Origin of the sequence: Klebsiella sp. BIGb0149 (assembly GCF_004362605.1) — a bacterium.
Classification (GTDB): Bacteria; Pseudomonadota; Gammaproteobacteria; order Enterobacterales; family Enterobacteriaceae; genus Klebsiella; species Klebsiella terrigena.
The window spans coordinates 1,352,575-1,371,371 of sequence record NZ_SNYG01000001.1 but is presented as its reverse complement, the minus strand read 5'-3'; the positions used below and the strand labels follow the sequence as shown (position 1 = coordinate 1,371,371).

The following is an 18,797-nucleotide window of genomic DNA, read 5'->3' as shown; positions in this document are numbered from 1 at the left end:
GCCAGTTGTGGTCATTATGTTGCTATTAAGTTTTGTTTTTACACATAACAAAATTCTTTAAATGTGATATTAGCCACCATTAGCGCTTAATTAGGTAATAAATTTAACTTATATGCGATCACTTAGTTACTTTTGTGAAAAAACTGATTGCTAAATCAGCAGGTCGCCACTATGTTCAAAAAAAAGCGAAGGATCGGGGCACTATGCTGAACAAACTCCAACAACAACTGGTTCATCTGGTCTGCAGCGAAGAGGGGGCAAGCCGGGCCGACCTCGCCCGCCTGACCGGCATGAGCAAGCCGGCCATCGGCGCGCTGGTCAAAGAGCTGCTGGCGGCAGGCGTCCTGCAGGAGAGCGCGATGGCCGCCTCCAGCGGCCAGGGGCGGCCTTCGGTTACCCTGTCACTTTCCCCTGATGCCGCCTGTGCCATCGGTATCTCCCTGATCGACCATCAGCTGGTGGTGGTGCTGATGAACGGCATCGGCGAAAAGATGGCCGAGCGCCATCTCACTCCCGAGGTCGAGATCCCGGCGCTGATCCAGCAGCTGGCGTCGGAAATTGCCGACCTGCTCAGCAGCGCGGCCGTTAACCGCCAGCGCCTGGCCGGCATCGGCTTTGCGCTCTCCGCCTTCGTTGACGCCGCCCAGTCGGTTTGCGTGCAGTCCGCGCTGCTGGGCTGGCATCAGGTTCCGCTGGCGGAGCTGCTGAGTCGCGCCACCGGCGGGATCCCGGTGGTTATCGAAAACGATACCCGCGCCCTGGCGACCTACGAGAAGACCTTTGGCCATCTGCGCAAGTACGAAAGCGCGGTCGCTATCTCCCACGGCAGCGGCATCGGCAGCGCGGCGGTGATTTACGGGCGCATCTGGCGCGGCGCCCACGGCGGCGCCGGGGAAATCGCCCACTGCACAATCGTGCCGGCGGGTAAGCCTTGCCGCTGCGGGAAGCGCGGCTGCCTCGACACCGTGGCCTCCCTGACCGCCATCTTTGAACAGGCGCGCATGGAGGGCATCGAGGCCAGCAGCCTCGCCGAACTCGAGGCGCTGGCCCGCAAAGGACACTCCGGGGCGATCCATATCCTGCACCAGGCCGGCGACGCGCTTGGGATGGCTATCTCCCATCAGATTCAGACCCACGATCCGGCGGCGATCATGCTGGCGCATCAGCCAGATAGCTTCCAGGGGCTGCTCAATACCGTGATGCAGCAGGCCATTGAAACCTATCTGCTCCCCGGCATGGCGGGGAAAACGCCGCTCATCTACCGGCCGCTCGAGCAGGACAGCTGGGCGCTTGCTGCCGCAAGCGTGGCCCTTACTCACGTTTTATTTCCTGAATATTAACGAGGTCCCTATGCGCATTGCCGTTGGCGGAATACACATTGAATGCAGCACCTTCAATCCGGTACTGACCCACGAGGACGAATTTCGCACGGTCGAAGGTGACGCGCTGCTGGCGGCGCCCTACTTTCAGTTTCTCAAGGACTATCCGGCGACCTTTCTGCCCACCCTGCACGCCCGCGCCATTCCCGGCGGCCCGGTCGCGCGTGCCGCCTATGAGAGCTTTAAGACCGAGTTTCTGACCCGCCTGCAGGCGGCGCTGCCCGTTGATGGCCTCTATCTGGCGATGCACGGCGCGATGTACGTTGAAGGGCTGGAAGATGCCGAAGGCGACTGGATCGCCGCCGCCCGGGCCTGCGTCGGCGACGCCTGCCCGATAGCCGTTAGCTACGATCTGCACGGCAACGTGACCCAGCGCATTATCGACGCCATTGATATGTACTCAACCTACCGTACCGCGCCGCATATTGACGTTGAAGAGACCATGCGCCGCTCCGTCACCATGCTGGTCAACAGCATCACCACCGGCGTACGGCCCGGGGTGGTCTGGGCGCCGGTGCCGGTGATGCTCCCCGGCGAGCGCACCAGCACCGAAGATGAGCCGGCGAAAAGCCTCTACGCCACCCTGCCGGCAAGCGATCGTCTCCCCGGCGTGCTCGATAGCTCGCTGATGGTGGGCTACGTCTGGGCCGATGAACCGCGCGCCACCGCCGCCGCCATTTTTACCGGCACCGATCTGAAGGTGCTGAAACAGCAGGCGGAGAAGCTGGCGCAGTCCTACTGGGACGCGCGCGAGGAGTTTGTCTTCGGCTGCCGCACCGGCAGCGTGGCGGAGTGCGTGAAGGAGGCCATCGCCAGCCCGACGGCGCCGGTTATTCTGGCGGACTCCGGCGATAACCCCACCGGCGGCGGCGTGGGCGATCGCGGCGACGTGCTGGCCGAGCTTCTGCGCCAGCATGCCGGCAATACCCTGGTGGCAGGCATTGCCGATGCCCCGGCGACCCAGGCCGCGTTTCGCGCCGGCGTTGGCGCAGAGCTTGAGCTGACCGTTGGCGCGCAGCTTGACCCGGCTGGCGAAAGCGTCAGCGCACTCTTTACCGTGAAGCATCTTCTGCCCGCGGGCGCGCACGGTAGCGCTAACCAGGCCGTTTTGCAGGTGGCCGGCATCACCGTGGTGGTTGCCGACCGTCGTCGCCCCTATCACGATCTCGCCGATTTTAGCGCGCTCGGCCTGGACCCGCGCCGGGTGCAGATTCTGGTGGTCAAATCGGGCTATCTGTCGCCGGAGCTGGCGCCGCTGGCCAACCCCAACCTGATGGCCCTTTCCGAAGGGGTGGTCGATCAGGATATCGAGCGCGTGCCGCGCCGGCGGATGCTCACCCCGACCTGGCCGTTCACCGGCACGCTTGAGTTCACGCCGCAGGCGTTCGTTTCCGCCAGAGCCCCTTTTGCCGGGGAGTGCTGATTGATGAATACCCCGACGCCTTCTCCGGTGCTGAGTGTAGATAATCTGTCGGTCTCGTTTCGCCGCGGCGACAGCTGGCAGAAAGTGGTGCGTAATATCAGCTTTACCCTTAATCCGGGCGAAACGCTGGCCATTGTCGGCGAATCGGGTTCGGGGAAAAGCGTCACCGCGATGGCGATTATGCGCCTGCTGTCATCGCGCAACAGCCGCACGGAGGGCAGCGTGTGCCTCGGCGGCAGGTCGCTGCTGGCGCTGCCGGAGGAGGAGATGCGCCGCATCCGCGGCGCCGAGGTGGCGATGATTTTCCAGGAGCCGATGACCAGCCTCAATCCCGCCTTTACCATCGGGCATCAAATCGCCGAAGTCTTTATTCATCACCAGGGATTATCTAAACGCGAAGCGAAGCGCCAGGCCATTGCCCTGCTGGAGAAGGTCCGAATTCCCCACGCCGCGCAGCGCTACGACGAGTATCCGCATCAGTTTTCCGGCGGCATGCGCCAGCGCGCCATGATTGCGATGGCGCTGGCCCTCAGGCCTAAGCTGCTGATTGCCGACGAGCCGACCACCGCCCTCGACGTGACGATTCAGGGGCAGATTCTCGATCTGATTAAAACGCTGCAGGCGGAAAATAATACCGCTGTGCTGTTTATTACTCACGACATGGGCGTGGTGGCGGAAACCGCGGATCATACGCTGGTGATGTTCCGCGGCGATGCGGTGGAGTGCGCGCCAACCCCGGGGCTGTTTTCCGCCCCCCGGCAGCCCTACACCCGCGCGCTGCTGGCCTCGGTGCCGGCGGCCGGTGAAATGGCGGCCGTTAGCGCCCCGTGCCGGTTTCCGTCGGTGGATTTGCAGACCGGCGAAACCCGGCGCTATCCGCCCGAGGCCGCGCTGCCCGACCGCTCGCAGCCGCCGGTGCTGTCGGTAAAGAATCTGGTGACCCGCTTCCCGGTTAAGCGCGGTTTTTTCAACCAGCTGGCCGGCCATATTCACGCCGTGGAGAACGTCAGCTTCGATTTGTGGCCGGGAGAGACGCTCTCGCTGGTGGGCGAATCGGGCTGCGGAAAATCAACCACCGGGCGCAGCCTGATCCGCATGATTCAGGCGCAGTCCGGCGACGTGACGCTCAATGGCTACAGCGTCCTGCAGGCCGACCGGGCGCAGCAAAAGCGCCTGCGTCAGGATATGCAGATGATTTTCCAGGATCCCTTTGCCAGCCTCAACCCGCGGCTAAAGATCCAGGAAACGCTGATCGAGCCGCTGCTGGAAAACGGGCTGGCCACGCGCCAGCAGGCGCTCGCGCGCTCGCAGGAGCTGATTGAAAAGGTCGGGATGAGCGTGTCGGTGCTGAACCGCTATCCGCACGAGTTCTCCGGCGGCCAGCGTCAGCGTATCTGCATCGCCCGAGCGCTGGCGATGAACCCGAAGGTGATTATTGCCGATGAGTCGGTGTCGGCGCTGGACGTGTCGGTGAAGGCGCAGGTGGTCAACTTAATCATCGAACTGCAGCGCACCATGCAGATCGCCTTTCTGTTTATTTCGCACGACATGGCGGTTATCGAGCGCATCAGCCACCGGGTGGCGGTGATGTATCTCGGCGAAATCGTTGAAATTGGTCCGCGTCAGGCGATTTTCACCCACCCTCAGCACCCGTATACGCAAAAGCTGATCGCGGCAATTCCGAAGACCGATCCCGCGCGCCGCCATCTGCTGCGCGAAGGCGGTAACGACGAGCTGCCGACGCCGTTTCGCGATAAGGTCTGGCAGCCCCCCGCCCGCACCTATGAACAGGTTGGCCCCCAGCACTGGGTAATGCGCTAGCCTCCCTGCCCGCAGGCCCTCTTGCGAGGCGCCTGCGGGAGCGGTAATCAGAACCTGTAGTTCATGCTCAGCGAAACGCTGCGCGGCTCCCCGTACACCGCGGAATCATCGAGGTAGGAGTAATATTCACGATCGAAGAGGTTGTTGATATTGGCCTGCACGCTAAGCTGTTTCGTCAGCTGATACTGCGTGAACAGGCTCACCAGCGGGTAGCTGCCCTGATACAGGCGCTGCGTTTCGCCGTCCGGCCCGCTGACGTCTTTGTAGACCCGATTCTGCCAGGTTGCCCCGCCGCCGACGGTTAGCTCAGGCAGCGCCGGGATACGATAGCGCGTGAAGAGCTTGAGCTGGGTTTGCGGCGCAAAGCTGTTATAGCGGCCGCTGCTGTCGGTGGCGACGTAGCGCGTGGCGCTGAAGGTCAGCTGCATGTTGTCGCTGACCGCGCCGTTAACCTCCAGCTCCGCCCCTTTGCTGACCGCGCCCTTCGCCGCGCGGTAGGCCTGCTCGCTGGAGCCGTTAACGAACTCGCCGCTTACCGCCTCGGGCGCATTCTCCTGCTCAATGCGGAAAATGGCGAAGCTGGTGGTCAGCCGGCTATCCAGCCAGTCGGCCTTCAGCCCGGATTCGTAGTTCTTCCCGGTTATCGGCGCCAGCCATCCGCCGTCCGCCGAACGCTTGGTCTGCGGGGAGAAGATTGAGGTATAGCTGGCGTATGCCGACAGGCTCTCGGTGATGTCGTACACCACGCCGCCGTACGGCGTGACGTTGTATTTACGCATATCACCGCTGCTGCCGTTGGCGCTGTACTGGGTGTAGCGCGCGCCGAGGATCAGCGATAGCGGGTCGGCGAGCGAGAACCGGGCGGCGGTATAGGCCGATTTCTGCCGCACGATATCATCCGCATTCAGATACCAGTCGCCCCACTCCGGCTGCGCCACGCTGCCGTTCCAGCCGTTATTAAAGACGCCGATCTGCTCGCTATCCATCGGCCCGTCCTGGCTAAAGCTGGCGTTATGCTGGCGGCTGTAGCCGGCGCCGGCCATCAGCTGATGCTGGCGCCCCAGCAGCTCAAACGGCCCGCTGGCGTAGGCGTCGAAGGAGTCGAGGGTTCGCTTGCCGCGATCCTTGCTTCCCCAGCCGCTGGCCCCTTCGCCGGTATCGGCATCGGGATTCCCCATCACATACAGCAGCGTGTCGTTCAGCGTCTGCTCGCCGTGGGTGCCGTTGAAGCGGAATGACCAGCCGTTATCCCACTCCTGCGTCAGGCTGGCAAATACCTTGCGGGATTCAATCGCGTAGCGCGTCCAGTCCGCCGCGGTGTTGGTGCTGCGGTCGTAGTGGGTCCGCGAACCGTCGCTATACAGGCTGGGGAGCCCGCCCCACGTCGGATTGCCGGTATTCGACTTCTGATAGTCCCAGCCCAGCGATACGTGGGTGCTATCCGTCAGGTCGGCATCCACGACGCCGTAGAGAAACTTTTTGCTCTTATGGTAGCGGTCCAGCCAGCTATCCTGATCCTGATAGCCGGCAATCACCCGCCCACGCACGCTGCCGTCGGCATTGAGCGGAGCCGACAGGTCGCCCACGTAGCGCTGCTTATTCCAGCTGCCGTAGCTGGCGCTCACGTTCCCGGTCAGGGTTTTGCTGTCCGCCTTTTTACGCACCATATTCACCGTGGCGCCGGGGTCGCCCGCGCCGGTCATCAGGCCGGTGGCGCCGCGAACCACTTCGATGCGATCGTAAATAGCGGTATCTTCCTGCGCATCGCCGTAGTTCCAGGCATCGCCAAGCGAGGTGGGGATATCGTCGTAGGCGAAGCTGGTGACTTCAAACCCTCGCGAATAGTAATACGAACGCTCGCTGTCGATCTGCTGCGAGGAGACGCCGGTCGCGTTGGTCAGCACATCGTCGATGGTCTGCAGATTTTGATCCTTCATGCGCTGCTGGGTCACAATCGTGACCGACTGCGGCACATCGCGGGGAGCCAGCAGCATCTTCGTCCCCGCACGGGTGGTTTTGGCCGCGTAGTCCTGCTGCTCCTCGGGCGCATTTCCCGCGCTGCCGTAGACCACCATATCCTGCTGCGTCCCGGTCGCCGCGTCTTCATCCTTCTCCGCCGCCTGCGCGGGGTGGGCAAAGGCCTGGATCGCCAGCGCCAGCAGTGAAACGGTAAATGGTTTAGATAAACGCTGTGCCGGCAGCCTGCCGCCCGTGCCCCTGTCGTTGAAAAACATAAATTTTCCCATCAGGAATTATTATTGTGAGTGGCGTTATCTCGCCCGCCGCCGCGCTGAAAAACTGCGCTTTGCCATCAGGTTGATGACGGCATACGGCGCGAGAAAACAATAAATGAGAATGGGAATAATAATTATTTGCCTTATTTATCGCAGGCTATTTTGTCAGTTAAATGTAAGCAAGTGTATACTTTTTGTAAATCAAAGACCTGGCGCCATCGCGAAGCGGATCTGCCGCCGGGCTGTGCGGAAACGAACGCGAAAATAGCCGCGTCGTCGGCGATCCTCGTGCCGGTTCGGGCGCTCAGGGCCGCACCTGAGGCCGGGATGATTTGCTCCCGCAGCATAAATGATTATGATTCTCATTCTTGTTTTTTTACGTTTCCGCTGCGGTTTGCCCGGCGGGAGTGCTTTATCCAATGATGGGGTTCAGAATGAAATCGTTGTTTGGCCCGCGTAAATCAGCGCTGTGCGCTGCGCTTCTCTCCGCGTTAACCCTGACGGCATGGCAGGCTTCGGCCGAGGCCTCGCCGCCCGCCAAAGCGCCGGCGTCGTTAAGCCAGCGGACGCTGGGGGATGGTTTGTACGAGATGGCCTATTTACCGGCGCAGAGCGCGCTCGTTGTCGCCAGCGCCCAGGGATTTAAAGCGGTTAACGGCGGCATGATCTACCGTCTGGACCCCACTACGCTGGCCACCCGGACGGAAACCCATACCGATTTGAAGAACTTCGGCATGGTGGTCGCGGATGACGGCAAGGCGTTCTACACCACCAACTCGCTGGACGGCGGGGTATCCAAAGTGGATGCGCAAAGCGGTAAGGTGCTACAGCGCCTGATGTTCGTCGGTCAGGATAAGGACGGCGACCCTATCGGCGCCCGTGAAGTGCTGTTCCACAATAACCAGCTGTTTATTGGCCGCGTGGCCGATCCGGGTTTTATCTCCATCGTGGATGCGCAAACCATGACCCTCAAGGGGCGCATTGATAACGCCGGGAAGTGGGTGACGGGGCTTATCTACTCCCCGCACACCGATCGCATTTATGCGGCAAACGGCGGCGGTGAAATTCTGGTGATTAACCCGGCCAGCCACAAAATTGAGCAGCGCTGGACGCCGGGCGACGGCAAAGAGTACCTGTTCCTCAATCTGGCGGAAGATCCGGCCACCGGGCGCCTGTTTGTCACCGATGATTCTAAGGCCAAAGCGACGCTGGTCTTTGATGAGCGTACGGGTAAGGTGATCAAGCGTATCGACGGCGATGCGCTGGGTATAAAGTTCAGCGCGAAGCGCAACGAGATTTATATCAGCCAGCGCGAATCGAAGAAGGTGCTCCAGCTGGATGCCACCACCTATGCGCTGAAGAACGCCTGGTCGTTCGCCAGCCATCCGAACAGCCTGCTGCTCTCCCCTGATCAGGACACTCTTTACGTCAGCATCAAGCAGGATTTCAATGAGGATAATTCCACCAAGGGCCCGGACAGCGTTGCCCGCATTAAGCTCAACTGAGTTTTCGCCGCGCCGCGCGCGACCCGGGCCTGGTAAAGAAACGCCGGGTCTTCGCCGCAATCAGCGCCCCGAAGCCCGAAAAACAACACCGGCCGCCAGGGATGGCGGCGCCTCCCCTCTTCACGCTTCATCGCTTTAGCCGGCGCGGGATTTCTTTTGCCGCAAAATGCTGTATTATGCGATTTATTGCAGCAATTTGCAGGATTGAAAGCCGTGCACAAAACCGCCAGACAAAAATACCTCCTGGATATCATTAGCGAAAATGGCCAGGTCAGCATCAGCGAGCTGGTCGACAGGCTGCAGGTTTCCGCGGACACCGTTCGCCGCGACCTGACCGACCTGCAAAAGCAGGGGCTGGCGCAAAAAAATCACGGCGGCGCTATCGCCCTCGACCTGTCGGCGATGAACCGCCAGGGCAGAAACGCCCTGCTGCCGAAGACCAAACAGCGGCTGGGCAAAATGGTGGCGGAGAAAATCCCCGCCGGCTCGACGATCTTTTTAGACGCCGGCAGCACCGTGCTGGCCGTCGCCAGCCACATCAAGGGGCCGATGACCGTCATCACCACCTCTTTAGACATCGCCCAGCACTTCAGCGACCGGGCGGATATTCAGCTGATCCTGCTCGGCGGCAGGTGGGATATGCAGCAGCGCCTGTTTGCCGGCAGCGCCACCCTCGCGCTGCTCGCGCGCTATCGGGCTGATATCGCCATTCTCGGCGCCTGCGCGCTGCATGCGCAGCTGGGCTTAAGCGCCAGCCAGGAGGCCGACGCCGAGATCAAGCGCGCCATGCTGGCGGCCAGTGCCGAGTGCTGGCTGGTTGCCGACCATATGAAGCTGAACCACTGCGAGCCTTATCAGGTCGCCGGATTAGCAGAAATTCATCAGCTATTTTTAGATACGGCCTGGGAAGACGCCGGGGACGACATTTCAACGCGCATCAACATTGCTGACGCTCAATAACGTGGAGAGAATAATGAACAAAGTTATCGCCGGTGACGGTAAGAACATTAATATTGCGCTGATCGGTTATGGGTTCGTGGGCAAAACCTTCCATGCGCCGCTGATCCGCTCGATTGACGGCCTGAAGCTGGCCGTCGTCGCTTCTCGCGATGAAGAAAAGGTTAAGCGTGATATTCCCGATGTTACCGTCATCGCCTCACCCGAAGAGGCGATCCGGCATCCGGATATCGATCTCGTGGTGATCGCCTCCCCTAACGCCACGCACGCCCCGCTCGCCAAACTGGCGCTAAACGCCGGCAAGCACGTGGTCGTTGATAAACCTTTTACCCTCGATATGCAGGAAGCTCGCGAACTTATCGCCCTGGCGCAGGAGAAGCAGCTGCTGCTCTCGGTGTTCCACAACCGCCGCTGGGACAGCGACTTCCTCGGGATCAAGCAGGTTATTGAGCAGGGGCTTATTGGCAACGTGAAGCACTTTGAGTCGCATTTCGACCGCTTCCGCCCGGAAGTTCGCGTGCGCTGGAGAGAGCAGAACGTGCCGGGCAGCGGCCTGTGGTTTGATTTAGGCCCGCACCTGATCGATCAGGCCCTGCAGCTGTTCGGCCTGCCGCAGTCGGTGCAGGGCAACATCGCCACCCTGCGTCAGGGCGCGGAGATCAATGACTGGGCGCACGTGGTCTTAAATTACCCTCAGCATAAGGTCATTCTGCACTGCAGCATGCTGGTCGCCGGCGGCAGCGCGCGCTTTACCGTTCACGGTGATCAGGGCAGCGCGGTCAAACAGAAAGCCGACCAGCAGGAGAGCCAGCTGCTGGCGGGCGTCATTCCCGGCAGCGCAGGCTGGGGCCAGGATGACGATAGCCTGAGCATTTTCGACGCGCAATCGCAGGTTCAGGAAGTGGGTGCGCCGCAGGGCGATCAGCGTCAGTACTACATCAGCGTGCGCGATGCGCTCACCGGCAAGATTGAAAACCCGGTGCAGCCGCTGCAGGCGCTCGCCGTGATGGCCGTGCTGGAGGCCGCCGTTCTCTCCGCAGAAACCGGCACGCTGCAGACGTTAGCGCTCACCGCCGACGAGCTGGCCGCGCTGAGGTAATCCTCGTATAAACATGGCCTGCGGCTACGCAGGTCATGCCCTTCCCCCGGCTTCAGCCCAGGGCTTCGTTTTCCAGCACGATCTCCATCGTTTTCAAATAATGCGCGGTAAGCAGCGACGTCGCCAGCGCGATATTGCGATCCAACGCGGCCTGCAGCAGCTGGCGATGCTCCAGCGCCACGTCGCGCCCCTGGCTGACCGGCGACTCCACCGCCAGCGCGCGGTAGCGCAGCGTCTGATCGCAGAGGGTATCGACAAAGTGCAGCAGCCACGGCGAGCCGCAGTTGGCGAGCAGCGCCGAGTGAAATGCCTCGTGCGCCTCTTCCCACGCCGGGTCCAGCTGCTGGCTTTGCGGATCGCGCATGTCGTGGCGTTCCATACGGTGATGGGCGGCAATCAGCCGGCTTTCCCAGTCGATGTCGGCATTAAGGATCGAGAGTTCCAGGGCTTTACACTCAATGTGCAGGCGAGTCAGGGTGATATCGCGCAGCTCCGGGGCCGAAACGCGGCGCACGCTAAAACCTTTCTGATCGACAGCCGCAACAAACCCGGTGGTCGCCAGGCGCGACAGCGCTTCACGCAGCGGAATAACCCCGGCGTCATAGTGCTCGGATAGCGCCTTCAGGCGCATTTTGCTCCCGGGCTTCAGCTTGCCGTTGATGATATCCCGCCGCACTCGCTCTTCCAGCCGTGACGCCATCGTACGTTTTTCATTCATCTCATCGACTCGCTATAGGGATACGGCAGCCCGCAGGCCGCGCTGAATGGCAAAATTATATACAGATCACACAATAGAACTTAATCCTTAAAAATATATATTTTTTATTGATCATATATTTTATTGCCATTAGCCTGCAACTAACTACTCACAACCACTACAGGAAATGACCTATGCGTTACGTGTATTTTACTCATCGGCAGCGGGCGACTCTCGGCGTGCGCACCGCGGAAGGCGTCAAAATCTTGGGTGAAGAACCGCTGGAATCCCTGCTCGGCCGCGGCGTCGACCTGAGGAAGTACGGCAAAGAGGCGCAGGGCGAAACCGTCGTGCCGGAGGAAGATAGCTACCTGCCGGTACTGACCCGCCCGGGGAAAATTATCTGCGTGGGCCTGAACTACGCCGACCACACCAGCGAATCGCCCTACGCTCAGCCGGATTACCCGACGGTCTTCCCGCGCTTTAACAGCAGCCTGCTGGCGCATAACCAGCCTATCGTCCTGCCCCGGCTTTCCGACACCCTCGATTATGAGGGCGAACTGGCGGTGATCCTCAAAAGCGGTGGGCGTTATATCAGCCCTCAGCACGCGCTGGAGTGCGTCGCCGGCTACGCGCTGTTTAACGACGCTTCCGTGCGGGAGTATCAGTTTCTGACTCCGCAGTGGACGGTCGGCAAAAACTTTGACGATACCGGCGCCTTCGGCCCCGATTTAGTCACCGCCGATGAACTCCCTCCCGGCGCCCGCGGTCTGCTGCTGGAAACGCGGGTAAACGGCCGGGTAGTACAGTCGGCCAACACCAGCGACATGCTGTTTGACGTCGCGACGCTTATCGCCACGCTGAGCCAGGCCATCACCCTCGAGGCTGGGGATGTGATTGTTACCGGCACGCCGGCAGGCGTCGGTTTCGGGATGAATCCAAAGCGCTATCTGCAGGCGGGCGATGTTGTCGAGGTGAGCGTGGAGCAGGTCGGCACGCTGCGCAATCCCGTGGTTTTAGAAAAATAACCTAACGTTACCCGACGTACCCTACATAACCGGGAGGAATGATGACGGAACTACGTGGTGTTCACTCCATCGATCACTTTGCGCTGTTTGTCCCTTCATTAGAGGAAGCCGCGTTTTTTTATGACCATTTTGGCCTGACGACCCGCAGCACGGCGGAGGGCCTGCAGCTGGCCGCCGCCGACGGGCATACCTGGGCCAAAATTTTACCGGCCGAACGCAAGTCGCTGGCCTACATCAGCTTCTTATGCTTCGAGCAGGATTATGACGCCCTGATCCGCCAGGTGCGCGCGAGCGGCGGCGAACCCGAGTTTGTTGACGATACCGGCTTCTGGTTCAGCGATCCCGACGGCAACCTGTTGAACGTCAGGCCCGGCAAAAAGACGATCCCGGATACCCGCCGGGTGGTGCCTTTCCAGTCGAAGTCAGCCGATACGCGCGGCACGGTCACCCGCGATGCGGTCAAAAAAATCAGGCCTCACCGGCTGTCACACGTGCTGCTTTTCTCACCGGACGTGCCGCGCGCTATTCGCTTTTATCAGCAGGCGCTGGGGCTGAATTTGTCTGATTTTTCGCAGGACATTATCGCCTTTATGCACGCCCGCCACGGCTGCGATCACCATCTGGTGGCGTTCGCCAAAAGCTCGAGCAAAGGCTTTCATCATGCGGCCTGGGAAGTTGACAGCATTGATGATGTCGGCAACGGCGCATCCCAGATGGCCGCCGCCGGCTATAAGGCCGGCTGGGGAACAGGTCGGCACTGCCTCGGCTCAAACTATTTCCACTACGTCCGCGATCCGTGGGGATCGTTTTTTGAGTACTCGGCGGATATTGATTTTATCAGCGCCAACGCCAGCTGGCCGGCGGGCGATTTTCCGCCGGAGAGCTCGCTCTACCTATGGGGCCCTGATGTCCCGCCCGACTTTATCCATAACAGCGAAGCGTAAATCCGCCATCAGGCGGCTCCCGTCACGAATACAGGCAAACGTTATGAATAACACTATGTACGATATTGCGATCGTCGGCTACGGGCCGGTCGGTCAACTGTTATCGCTCATTATGGGACGGCAGGGTTATCAGGTGGCGGTTTTTGAACGCTGGGAGACGCTCTACCCTCTGCCGCGCGCCGTTTTCCACGATCACGAGATCCGTCGAATGCTGCGCATGCTGAGTCTTGAAGAGGACGTGGCGGCCATTTCCCATCCCTCTTCTCTTTATCAGTGGTTCAACGCCCGCTGGGAAATGTTAGTGGAAGTTGACTGGGCGTCAGAATCGATCAGCGACGGGCCCTTTGGCTATTTTTTCAATCAGCCGGAGCTGGAGGCCATTTTTGATAAGCACGTGAAGACGTTAGGCAACGTGCACGTGCAGCATGGCTGGGAAGTGAAGCAGTTAAAGCAGCATCCCGAATCCGGCGAGCTGCTGATGGTACGCACCGCGGATCGCGATAACCCGGACGCGGCATGCCAGCGAGTGCAGGCCCGCTATATTATCGGCGCCGATGGGGCGAACAGCACCATCCGTCAGGCCTGCGGCATTGAATGGCTTGATTTAGGTTTTGCCGAAGACTGGCTGGTGGTTGACGTCAAGCCGCGCCCGGGCGTGACGCTCGACGTCCCGGAAGCTGCCCAGTGGTGCAATCCGCAGCGGCCGACGACCATGGTGCCGGGAGGCCCCGGCTGCCGCCGCTGGGAGTTTATGCGCCTGCCGCACGAGGCGCTGCACGAGCTGCAGTCAACGGACAAGGTCTGGCAGCTGCTGCAGCCGTGGGCCACGCCGGAGAACGTGGATCTGGTGCGCCACGCGGTGTATCAGTTCCGTTCACGTATTGCCGACACGTGGCGGCAGGGCCGGGTCCTGCTGGCCGGCGACGCCGCCCACCTGATGCCGCCGTTTATGGGCCAGGGTATGTGCTCCGGCCTGCGCGACGTCTGGAATTTAAGCTGGCGCCTCGATCGCGTACTGCGGGGTGCCAGTTCCGATGAGCTGCTGGATGATTATACGATCGAGCGCAGGCCGCAGATCCAGGCGGTGATCGAGGCCTCTATCGCGATGGGGCGCGTAGTCTGCGTTTCAGACGCGGAGCAGGCAGAGACCCGCGACAGGGCCTATCTTCGCGGGGATGTTCCCCCTCTCCCGCCTTTCCCGGGGCTAAAAGGAGGGCTGATTTACCTGCAGCCACACTCCTCTTCTTTACTCAGCGGCGAGCTTTTTGTCCACGGCTCGCTGCGGCGCGGAGGCCAGACTCAGCGCTTCGATGATGCGATGGGGCGAGGGTTTCATTTGATTCTCAGCGAAGCCGTGGCAACGCGCACCCTGCTCGATTTCGCCCGCCGCGCGATGGCGCAGATCGGCGGCGAGGTGATAGTGATTGCCGATAGCGCAAATTCTCCCAGGTACTGGGAGGATGTCTCCGGTAAATACCGGGAGTTTATGTGCCGTCATCAGGTTAACGCCGTATTAATGCGCCCGGACTTCTATATTTACGGCGCCGTGTCATCTGCGGAAAATATTGCCGGGCTGCTCAGCGCGCTGCAGCAGCAGCTCGTTGGTAGCGAAGTGAATGCCCGGGCGGCCTATTTGACGACGGGCAAATCGGCGTAGCGGGTCGTATAGCCGGGCGATAGCATCTCACGCTTCATCGCCCAGCTTTTTTGAATGCCCTGCCCGGCAAACCACACGCTGCCGCGCCCCGAGCGATTCAGGCTATCCACCACCTGCATCAGCGCGGCGCTGTTCGCCTGCGGCTGATATTCATCGAACAGGTTGAGCTGCGCCACGCCCTGGCTAAAGAAATCACCCAGCATGATACCGGCTTTCATATAGCGAAAGCCGTCCTTCCACACTCTGTCCAGCGCGTGGATAGCGACGCGAATAATGTCCCGGGTATCGTCGGAGGGCGTTGCCAGCCGACCGCTGGCCTGGGGAGCGTAGAAGGCTTCATTTTCGGCGTGCGGGCTGGTCCGCATAAAGACGCTAACCGCGCGGCAGTACTGCTTCTCTATCCTGAGCTTTTCCGCCGCACGTTCAGCATAGGCGCAAACCGCCTGATGCATATCGCTATATTGGGTAATACGGTGGCCAAACGAACGGCTACAGATAATCTGCTGTTTGGTCGGCGCAAACTCATCCGTCAGCAGGCAGGATTCCCCCCGCAGCTCACGCACCGTACGCTCCAGCACGACGTTAAAGTGTTTACGCATCACCCAGGTAGAACTGTCGGCAAGCTGCAGCGCGTTTTCGATGCCCATCAGCTCCAGCTTTTTTGCGATCCGACGGCCCACGCCCCAAACTTCATGCACCGGCACCAGAGCAAGCAGCTTACGCTGGCGATCGTGATTCGATAATTCGACCACGCCGCCGGTTTTGCTCCACGTTTTAGCCGCGAAATTCGCCAGTTTAGCGAGCGTTTTAGTCGGCGCGATGCCAACCCCAACCGTGAGTCCGGTATGCTTCAGGACCCGAGCGCGCATTTGCTGGCCGAAGGTCTCAAGCGGCATATAGCTGGAGATACCGGCTAAATTAACGAAGGCCTCATCGATGGAGTAGATTTCAATCGCCGGCGCCATCTCCGTTAGCGTCATCATCACCCGGTGGCTGAGATCGGCATAAAGCGCGTAGTTCGAGCTAAAAACCGCCACCTGCAAACGCTGCAGATCGTCTTTAATTTTGAAATAAGGCGCCGCCATGGGGATACCCAGCGCCCTTGCCTGCGGCGAGCGTGAAATAATACAGCCATCGTTATTTGACACCACCACCACCGCTTTTCCCTGCAGGTCTGGCCGGAAAACGGTTTCGCAGGAGGCGTAGAAGCTGTTGACATCAACAAGCGCGAACATGTCGGTGTGATTTTAAGCTGAAGGTGACCACGCCGAATATTTGTAGCTCCTCTCCCGGCTGGCAGACCACGGGGGAATAGCTGAGGTTACGCGGTATAAGCTGAAGGACAGGCCGGGTTTGCAGCTCCTTGACGGTAAACTCGCCGGCTACGGCAGCAATCACAATATCGCCATGTTCCGCGGTCAGCGAGCGATCGACCACCAGCAGGTCGCCATCATCAATCCCGGCCCCCGTCATTGAATCACCGCTCACCCTGACAAAGTAGGTCGCGTTTGGGTGCCTGATGGCCAGCTTATTCAAATCAAGGGTATCTTCGACATAGTCCTGGGCCGGGCTGGGAAATCCGCAGGGAACAAGATCGCGAAACAGCGGCACCAAAAACCGTGGCGACAGCTCAACCGGCTTGTAGAACGTCAACATAAACTCACCTGGAATAATTACTGTGTTTATATACAGTATTTATAAATCATCCGGGTTAATCAAGCCGCTTATGCTCCGTTATCGCGAAGGCCTTGAAGTTCGGCAATATTTAGACGGATGCTGCGGCTCGCCGCGCCCGGCGGCGCTAAAAATAACGCGTCTCTGGCAATCTCACGCGATTCGTAGCAGGATAGATGCTGCAAGCAGCGCGTTATGGTGAGGTACCATAACCCCAAACTATGGCGATTCGTCCGACATACTGAACGGGAGATTCTTATGTACTACACGTTAGGAGATACCACCCTCCACTTTTATCGCTATCAGTGCCGTTTCTACGTTGCCCACTGGGATGGCGGCAACGTAATGACCGACAAGTTCAGGCAGTTCATCGAGCTGATTACTGAAAAAACGGGCATTGACGCGAAGAACGTCGAGGCGGCTGCGCGAGACTATTTTAACAACGTCGATTAACGGTCGTTCAGTCGCTGAATACCCAACCACCGCTTATTACGTACATGCCCTGTGCTGGCCGGCTGGCGAGGCGGAAAACGCACGCTGTTCTTCCTCTCGCCTTGACACTGTACAAAAAAACAGTATAACTACTGCCTACCGTTACAGGAGCCAAAGCATGTTTGTAGAACTGGTTTATGACAAAAGAAATTTTGAAGGGTTAGCCGGGGCCAGAGAGACCATTATGGCTGAACTCACCAAACGTATTCACCGCATTTTTCCTGAGGCCGACGTTCGCGTTAAGCCGATGATGACGCTGCCCGCAATCAATACGGATGCCAGCAAGCATGAAAAGGAGCAGATCAGCCGCGCCGTTCAGGAGATGTTTGAAGAAGCGGATATGTGGATGACCGCAGACGAATAAGCCAGGCCGCCGCGTTGATATCAACAGCGTTTTTTCAGGGGCCGGCGTTAGCATTACCCAATACGGTTCCCTGGATAGCAATTTGCCCTGCAAATATTTTCCCCGGCCACCGGCGCTGCCCGCCGGCCGTTTAAATATGGTCTCCTGTTCACCAGACTTAAATTTATCCGCGGCCAGGGAAACAAGCTGCACCACCAACACCAGACACCAACTGCCCCCTGAATATTACGTAATTTTATATTCACAACCTTAATAAAATGAAACCCACTGCAGACTATCCTGACCATCGCGGCTGAGGAATGACTCCCGTCGTGTCCATAGCCATTTTTTATAGGCTGGTTTGCCGCAAAAGATTCAGGCAACGGCCGGCAGGTAGCGCAGGCGTTACCGCCTGCGGCCCTTTTTCCCTCCGCTGCGCTTTTCATCCGAGGGGCGCCAATGTTTCTAAATTGTTTCAGTCAGTTAGTTCATGAAAACGGCACGGATAATGCTCTCTTTTGGCGCGAACGGCCCAAATTCTCCCCAGCATCTTTAAGCAAAATAGCGGCGATTAATTGAAATATTATGCTACACCGCCGCGCACACATCGATATTAAAACCCATAATTCATTCACAAACATCATTAAAAAAGCTTTTTTGATAACTATGAAAAATATTTCATTAGGATTTTTCTTAAGGCGAGAGTAAATTTCTTCGCATAAAAGCAAGAATATCCATAAATTTCTCGGGGAATAAATGCGTATGGCGAATTTACTCTTTTTAGCACTGGCGGTCGCACTGCTCCTGGTCGCTGTTTTTTCTCTTATTTCGTATATAAGAGATCGCAAGAAACAAAAGTTTACCTTCAAGAAAAGACGCTAGCGGCAACAACGTTAGGGGGACGAGCACGCGTTGAGTCCCTTTAACCTACGCAGCCGGGCGAGCGCAGGGACCGTCCTTAACAGTATCTATTTGAAATAGCTTAAATAGCCAGAATTACTGAGCTGTACCCAGGCTTGGGGAAGCGAGAAATATATTATTGCATCACGTCAGGCCATCGCATCCCGAACGGGTTCTGTTTATTTGCGGAACTATTGCTCAGGTACGCAGTCTGATTACCGTCTGTATTAAACTATCGAGACTGCTGTGACCACACTTATGATTGTTGTAACAACGCTTGCCGTGCTTAGTCTGTTCGTATTGAGTCTGGCAAAAGTTGGAATCGCTGTATCCAATAACCCCGACGAGTTCTGATTGCTCTTCGGGCCATCGTCAAATCTCCGGACTCCCTGTCGCTGATCCTACATACCGCACGTCAGCGATTATCGTTTTTCCGTAGCGCCGCCCTCTTCTTTGCAGAACCCTCTCCTTTGCAGAAGCGCTTTACCGCCGCGGGTGCCCGACTCTCTCTTCCGCTGCCGTAACCTCTCCCCGGGCCGTCACCCGGAGGCGCTGACGCGCTGGCCGAGGAGACGGCCGGCATACCTACTTCTTCTTCCGCTTACGCCGATACTTACGCTTAAATTTAATATCGATGGCAAAAA

At 59.0% G+C, this 18,797-nt stretch carries 17 protein-coding genes; 13 read left to right on the top strand and 4 right to left on the bottom strand.

Going from position 1 to position 18,797, the window contains the following annotated elements:
* The first annotated feature begins 203 nt into the window (after positions 1-203).
* The 3 genes from EDF75_RS06535 to EDF75_RS06525 are packed head-to-tail and all read left to right on the top strand — an operon-like array spanning position 204 to position 4,623.
* On the top strand, positions 204-1,340 hold the full coding sequence (locus tag EDF75_RS06535) for an ROK family transcriptional regulator (protein ID WP_133597895.1): 1,137 nt from the start codon (positions 204-206) through the stop codon (positions 1,338-1,340).
* Between the two features lie 10 nt (positions 1,341-1,350).
* Entirely contained in the window at positions 1,351-2,802 is a 1,452-nt protein-coding gene (locus EDF75_RS06530; RefSeq protein WP_133597893.1) for a M81 family metallopeptidase, read from the top strand.
* Between the two features lie 3 nt (positions 2,803-2,805).
* Complete coding sequence (locus EDF75_RS06525) at positions 2,806-4,623, top strand: ABC transporter ATP-binding protein (RefSeq protein ID WP_133597891.1); 1,818 nt, start codon at positions 2,806-2,808, stop codon at positions 4,621-4,623.
* Positions 4,624-4,670: 47 nt separating this feature from the next.
* Here EDF75_RS06525 and fhuE read toward each other — a convergent pair whose 3' ends face one another.
* The gene (gene fhuE / locus EDF75_RS06520) at positions 4,671-6,857 is read right to left on the bottom strand and encodes a ferric-rhodotorulic acid/ferric-coprogen receptor FhuE (protein ID WP_133597889.1); all 2,187 of its coding nucleotides are present in this window, start codon (positions 6,855-6,857) and stop codon (positions 4,671-4,673) included.
* 434 nt (positions 6,858-7,291) lie between these two features.
* On the opposite strand from fhuE, the gene EDF75_RS06515 reads away from it, so the two are divergent.
* The 3 genes from EDF75_RS06515 to EDF75_RS06505 all read left to right on the top strand — a co-directional run bounded on the left by EDF75_RS06515 (position 7,292) and on the right by EDF75_RS06505 (position 10,418).
* Complete coding sequence (locus EDF75_RS06515) at positions 7,292-8,362, top strand: YncE family protein (RefSeq protein ID WP_133597887.1); 1,071 nt, start codon at positions 7,292-7,294, stop codon at positions 8,360-8,362.
* A 213-nt stretch (positions 8,363-8,575) separates the two neighbouring features.
* Positions 8,576-9,322, top strand: coding sequence for a DeoR/GlpR family DNA-binding transcription regulator (locus EDF75_RS06510; RefSeq protein ID WP_133597885.1), 747 nt, complete (start codon positions 8,576-8,578; stop codon positions 9,320-9,322).
* Positions 9,323-9,335: 13 nt separating this feature from the next.
* Positions 9,336-10,418 (top strand): oxidoreductase, encoded by a 1,083-nt coding sequence (locus EDF75_RS06505; RefSeq protein ID WP_133597883.1) that lies wholly within the window; start codon positions 9,336-9,338, stop codon positions 10,416-10,418.
* Between the two features lie 52 nt (positions 10,419-10,470).
* On the opposite strand, the gene EDF75_RS06500 is transcribed toward EDF75_RS06505, so the two are convergent.
* Positions 10,471-11,136: a GntR family transcriptional regulator gene (locus EDF75_RS06500; RefSeq protein WP_200851434.1), complete on the bottom strand. Its 666-nt coding sequence runs from the start codon at positions 11,134-11,136 to the stop codon at positions 10,471-10,473.
* Positions 11,137-11,309: 173 nt separating this feature from the next.
* Between EDF75_RS06500 and EDF75_RS06495 the strand changes: the two genes are divergently transcribed.
* Genes EDF75_RS06495 through mhpA form a run of 3 tightly spaced genes read left to right on the top strand, consistent with a single transcriptional unit; the run spans position 11,310 to position 14,744 of the window.
* On the top strand, positions 11,310-12,143 hold the full coding sequence (locus EDF75_RS06495; RefSeq protein WP_133597881.1) for a fumarylacetoacetate hydrolase family protein: 834 nt from the start codon (positions 11,310-11,312) through the stop codon (positions 12,141-12,143).
* Between the two features lie 41 nt (positions 12,144-12,184).
* A complete protein-coding gene (locus EDF75_RS06490) occupies positions 12,185-13,087 on the top strand; it encodes a VOC family protein (RefSeq protein WP_133597879.1) in 903 nt (300 codons plus the stop codon).
* Positions 13,088-13,130: 43 nt separating this feature from the next.
* Positions 13,131-14,744, top strand: coding sequence for a bifunctional 3-(3-hydroxy-phenyl)propionate/3-hydroxycinnamic acid hydroxylase MhpA (gene mhpA / locus EDF75_RS06485; protein ID WP_133597877.1), 1,614 nt, complete (start codon positions 13,131-13,133; stop codon positions 14,742-14,744).
* On the opposite strand, the gene umuC is transcribed toward mhpA, so the two are convergent.
* Positions 14,717-15,979, bottom strand: coding sequence for a translesion error-prone DNA polymerase V subunit UmuC (gene umuC, locus EDF75_RS06480; protein WP_133597875.1), 1,263 nt, complete (start codon positions 15,977-15,979; stop codon positions 14,717-14,719). The two genes, mhpA and umuC, sit on opposite strands and share 28 nt — an antisense overlap.
* The gene (umuD, locus tag EDF75_RS06475; RefSeq protein ID WP_133597873.1) at positions 15,963-16,400 is read right to left on the bottom strand and encodes a translesion error-prone DNA polymerase V autoproteolytic subunit; all 438 of its coding nucleotides are present in this window, start codon (positions 16,398-16,400) and stop codon (positions 15,963-15,965) included. The genes umuC and umuD overlap by 17 nt, the downstream gene beginning before the upstream one ends.
* 276 nt (positions 16,401-16,676) lie before the next feature.
* Between umuD and EDF75_RS06470 the strand changes: the two genes are divergently transcribed.
* The 4 genes from EDF75_RS06470 (at position 16,677) to EDF75_RS27555 (ending at position 18,507) form a co-directional block, all read left to right on the top strand.
* Positions 16,677-16,871, top strand: coding sequence for a hypothetical protein (locus EDF75_RS06470; RefSeq protein WP_133597871.1), 195 nt, complete (start codon positions 16,677-16,679; stop codon positions 16,869-16,871).
* Between the two features lie 157 nt (positions 16,872-17,028).
* The gene (locus tag EDF75_RS06465; protein WP_041145229.1) at positions 17,029-17,274 is read left to right on the top strand and encodes a DinI family protein; all 246 of its coding nucleotides are present in this window, start codon (positions 17,029-17,031) and stop codon (positions 17,272-17,274) included.
* 735 nt (positions 17,275-18,009) lie between these two features.
* Positions 18,010-18,135 carry a small membrane protein gene (locus EDF75_RS27045; RefSeq protein ID WP_370461149.1) on the top strand — a complete coding sequence of 42 codons (126 nt, stop codon included), beginning with the start codon at positions 18,010-18,012 and terminating at the stop codon, positions 18,133-18,135.
* Between the two features lie 276 nt (positions 18,136-18,411).
* Positions 18,412-18,507: a YnaM/YnfT family protein gene (locus tag EDF75_RS27555; RefSeq protein WP_353853576.1), complete on the top strand. Its 96-nt coding sequence runs from the start codon at positions 18,412-18,414 to the stop codon at positions 18,505-18,507.
* Positions 18,508-18,797: the final 290 nt, after the last annotated feature.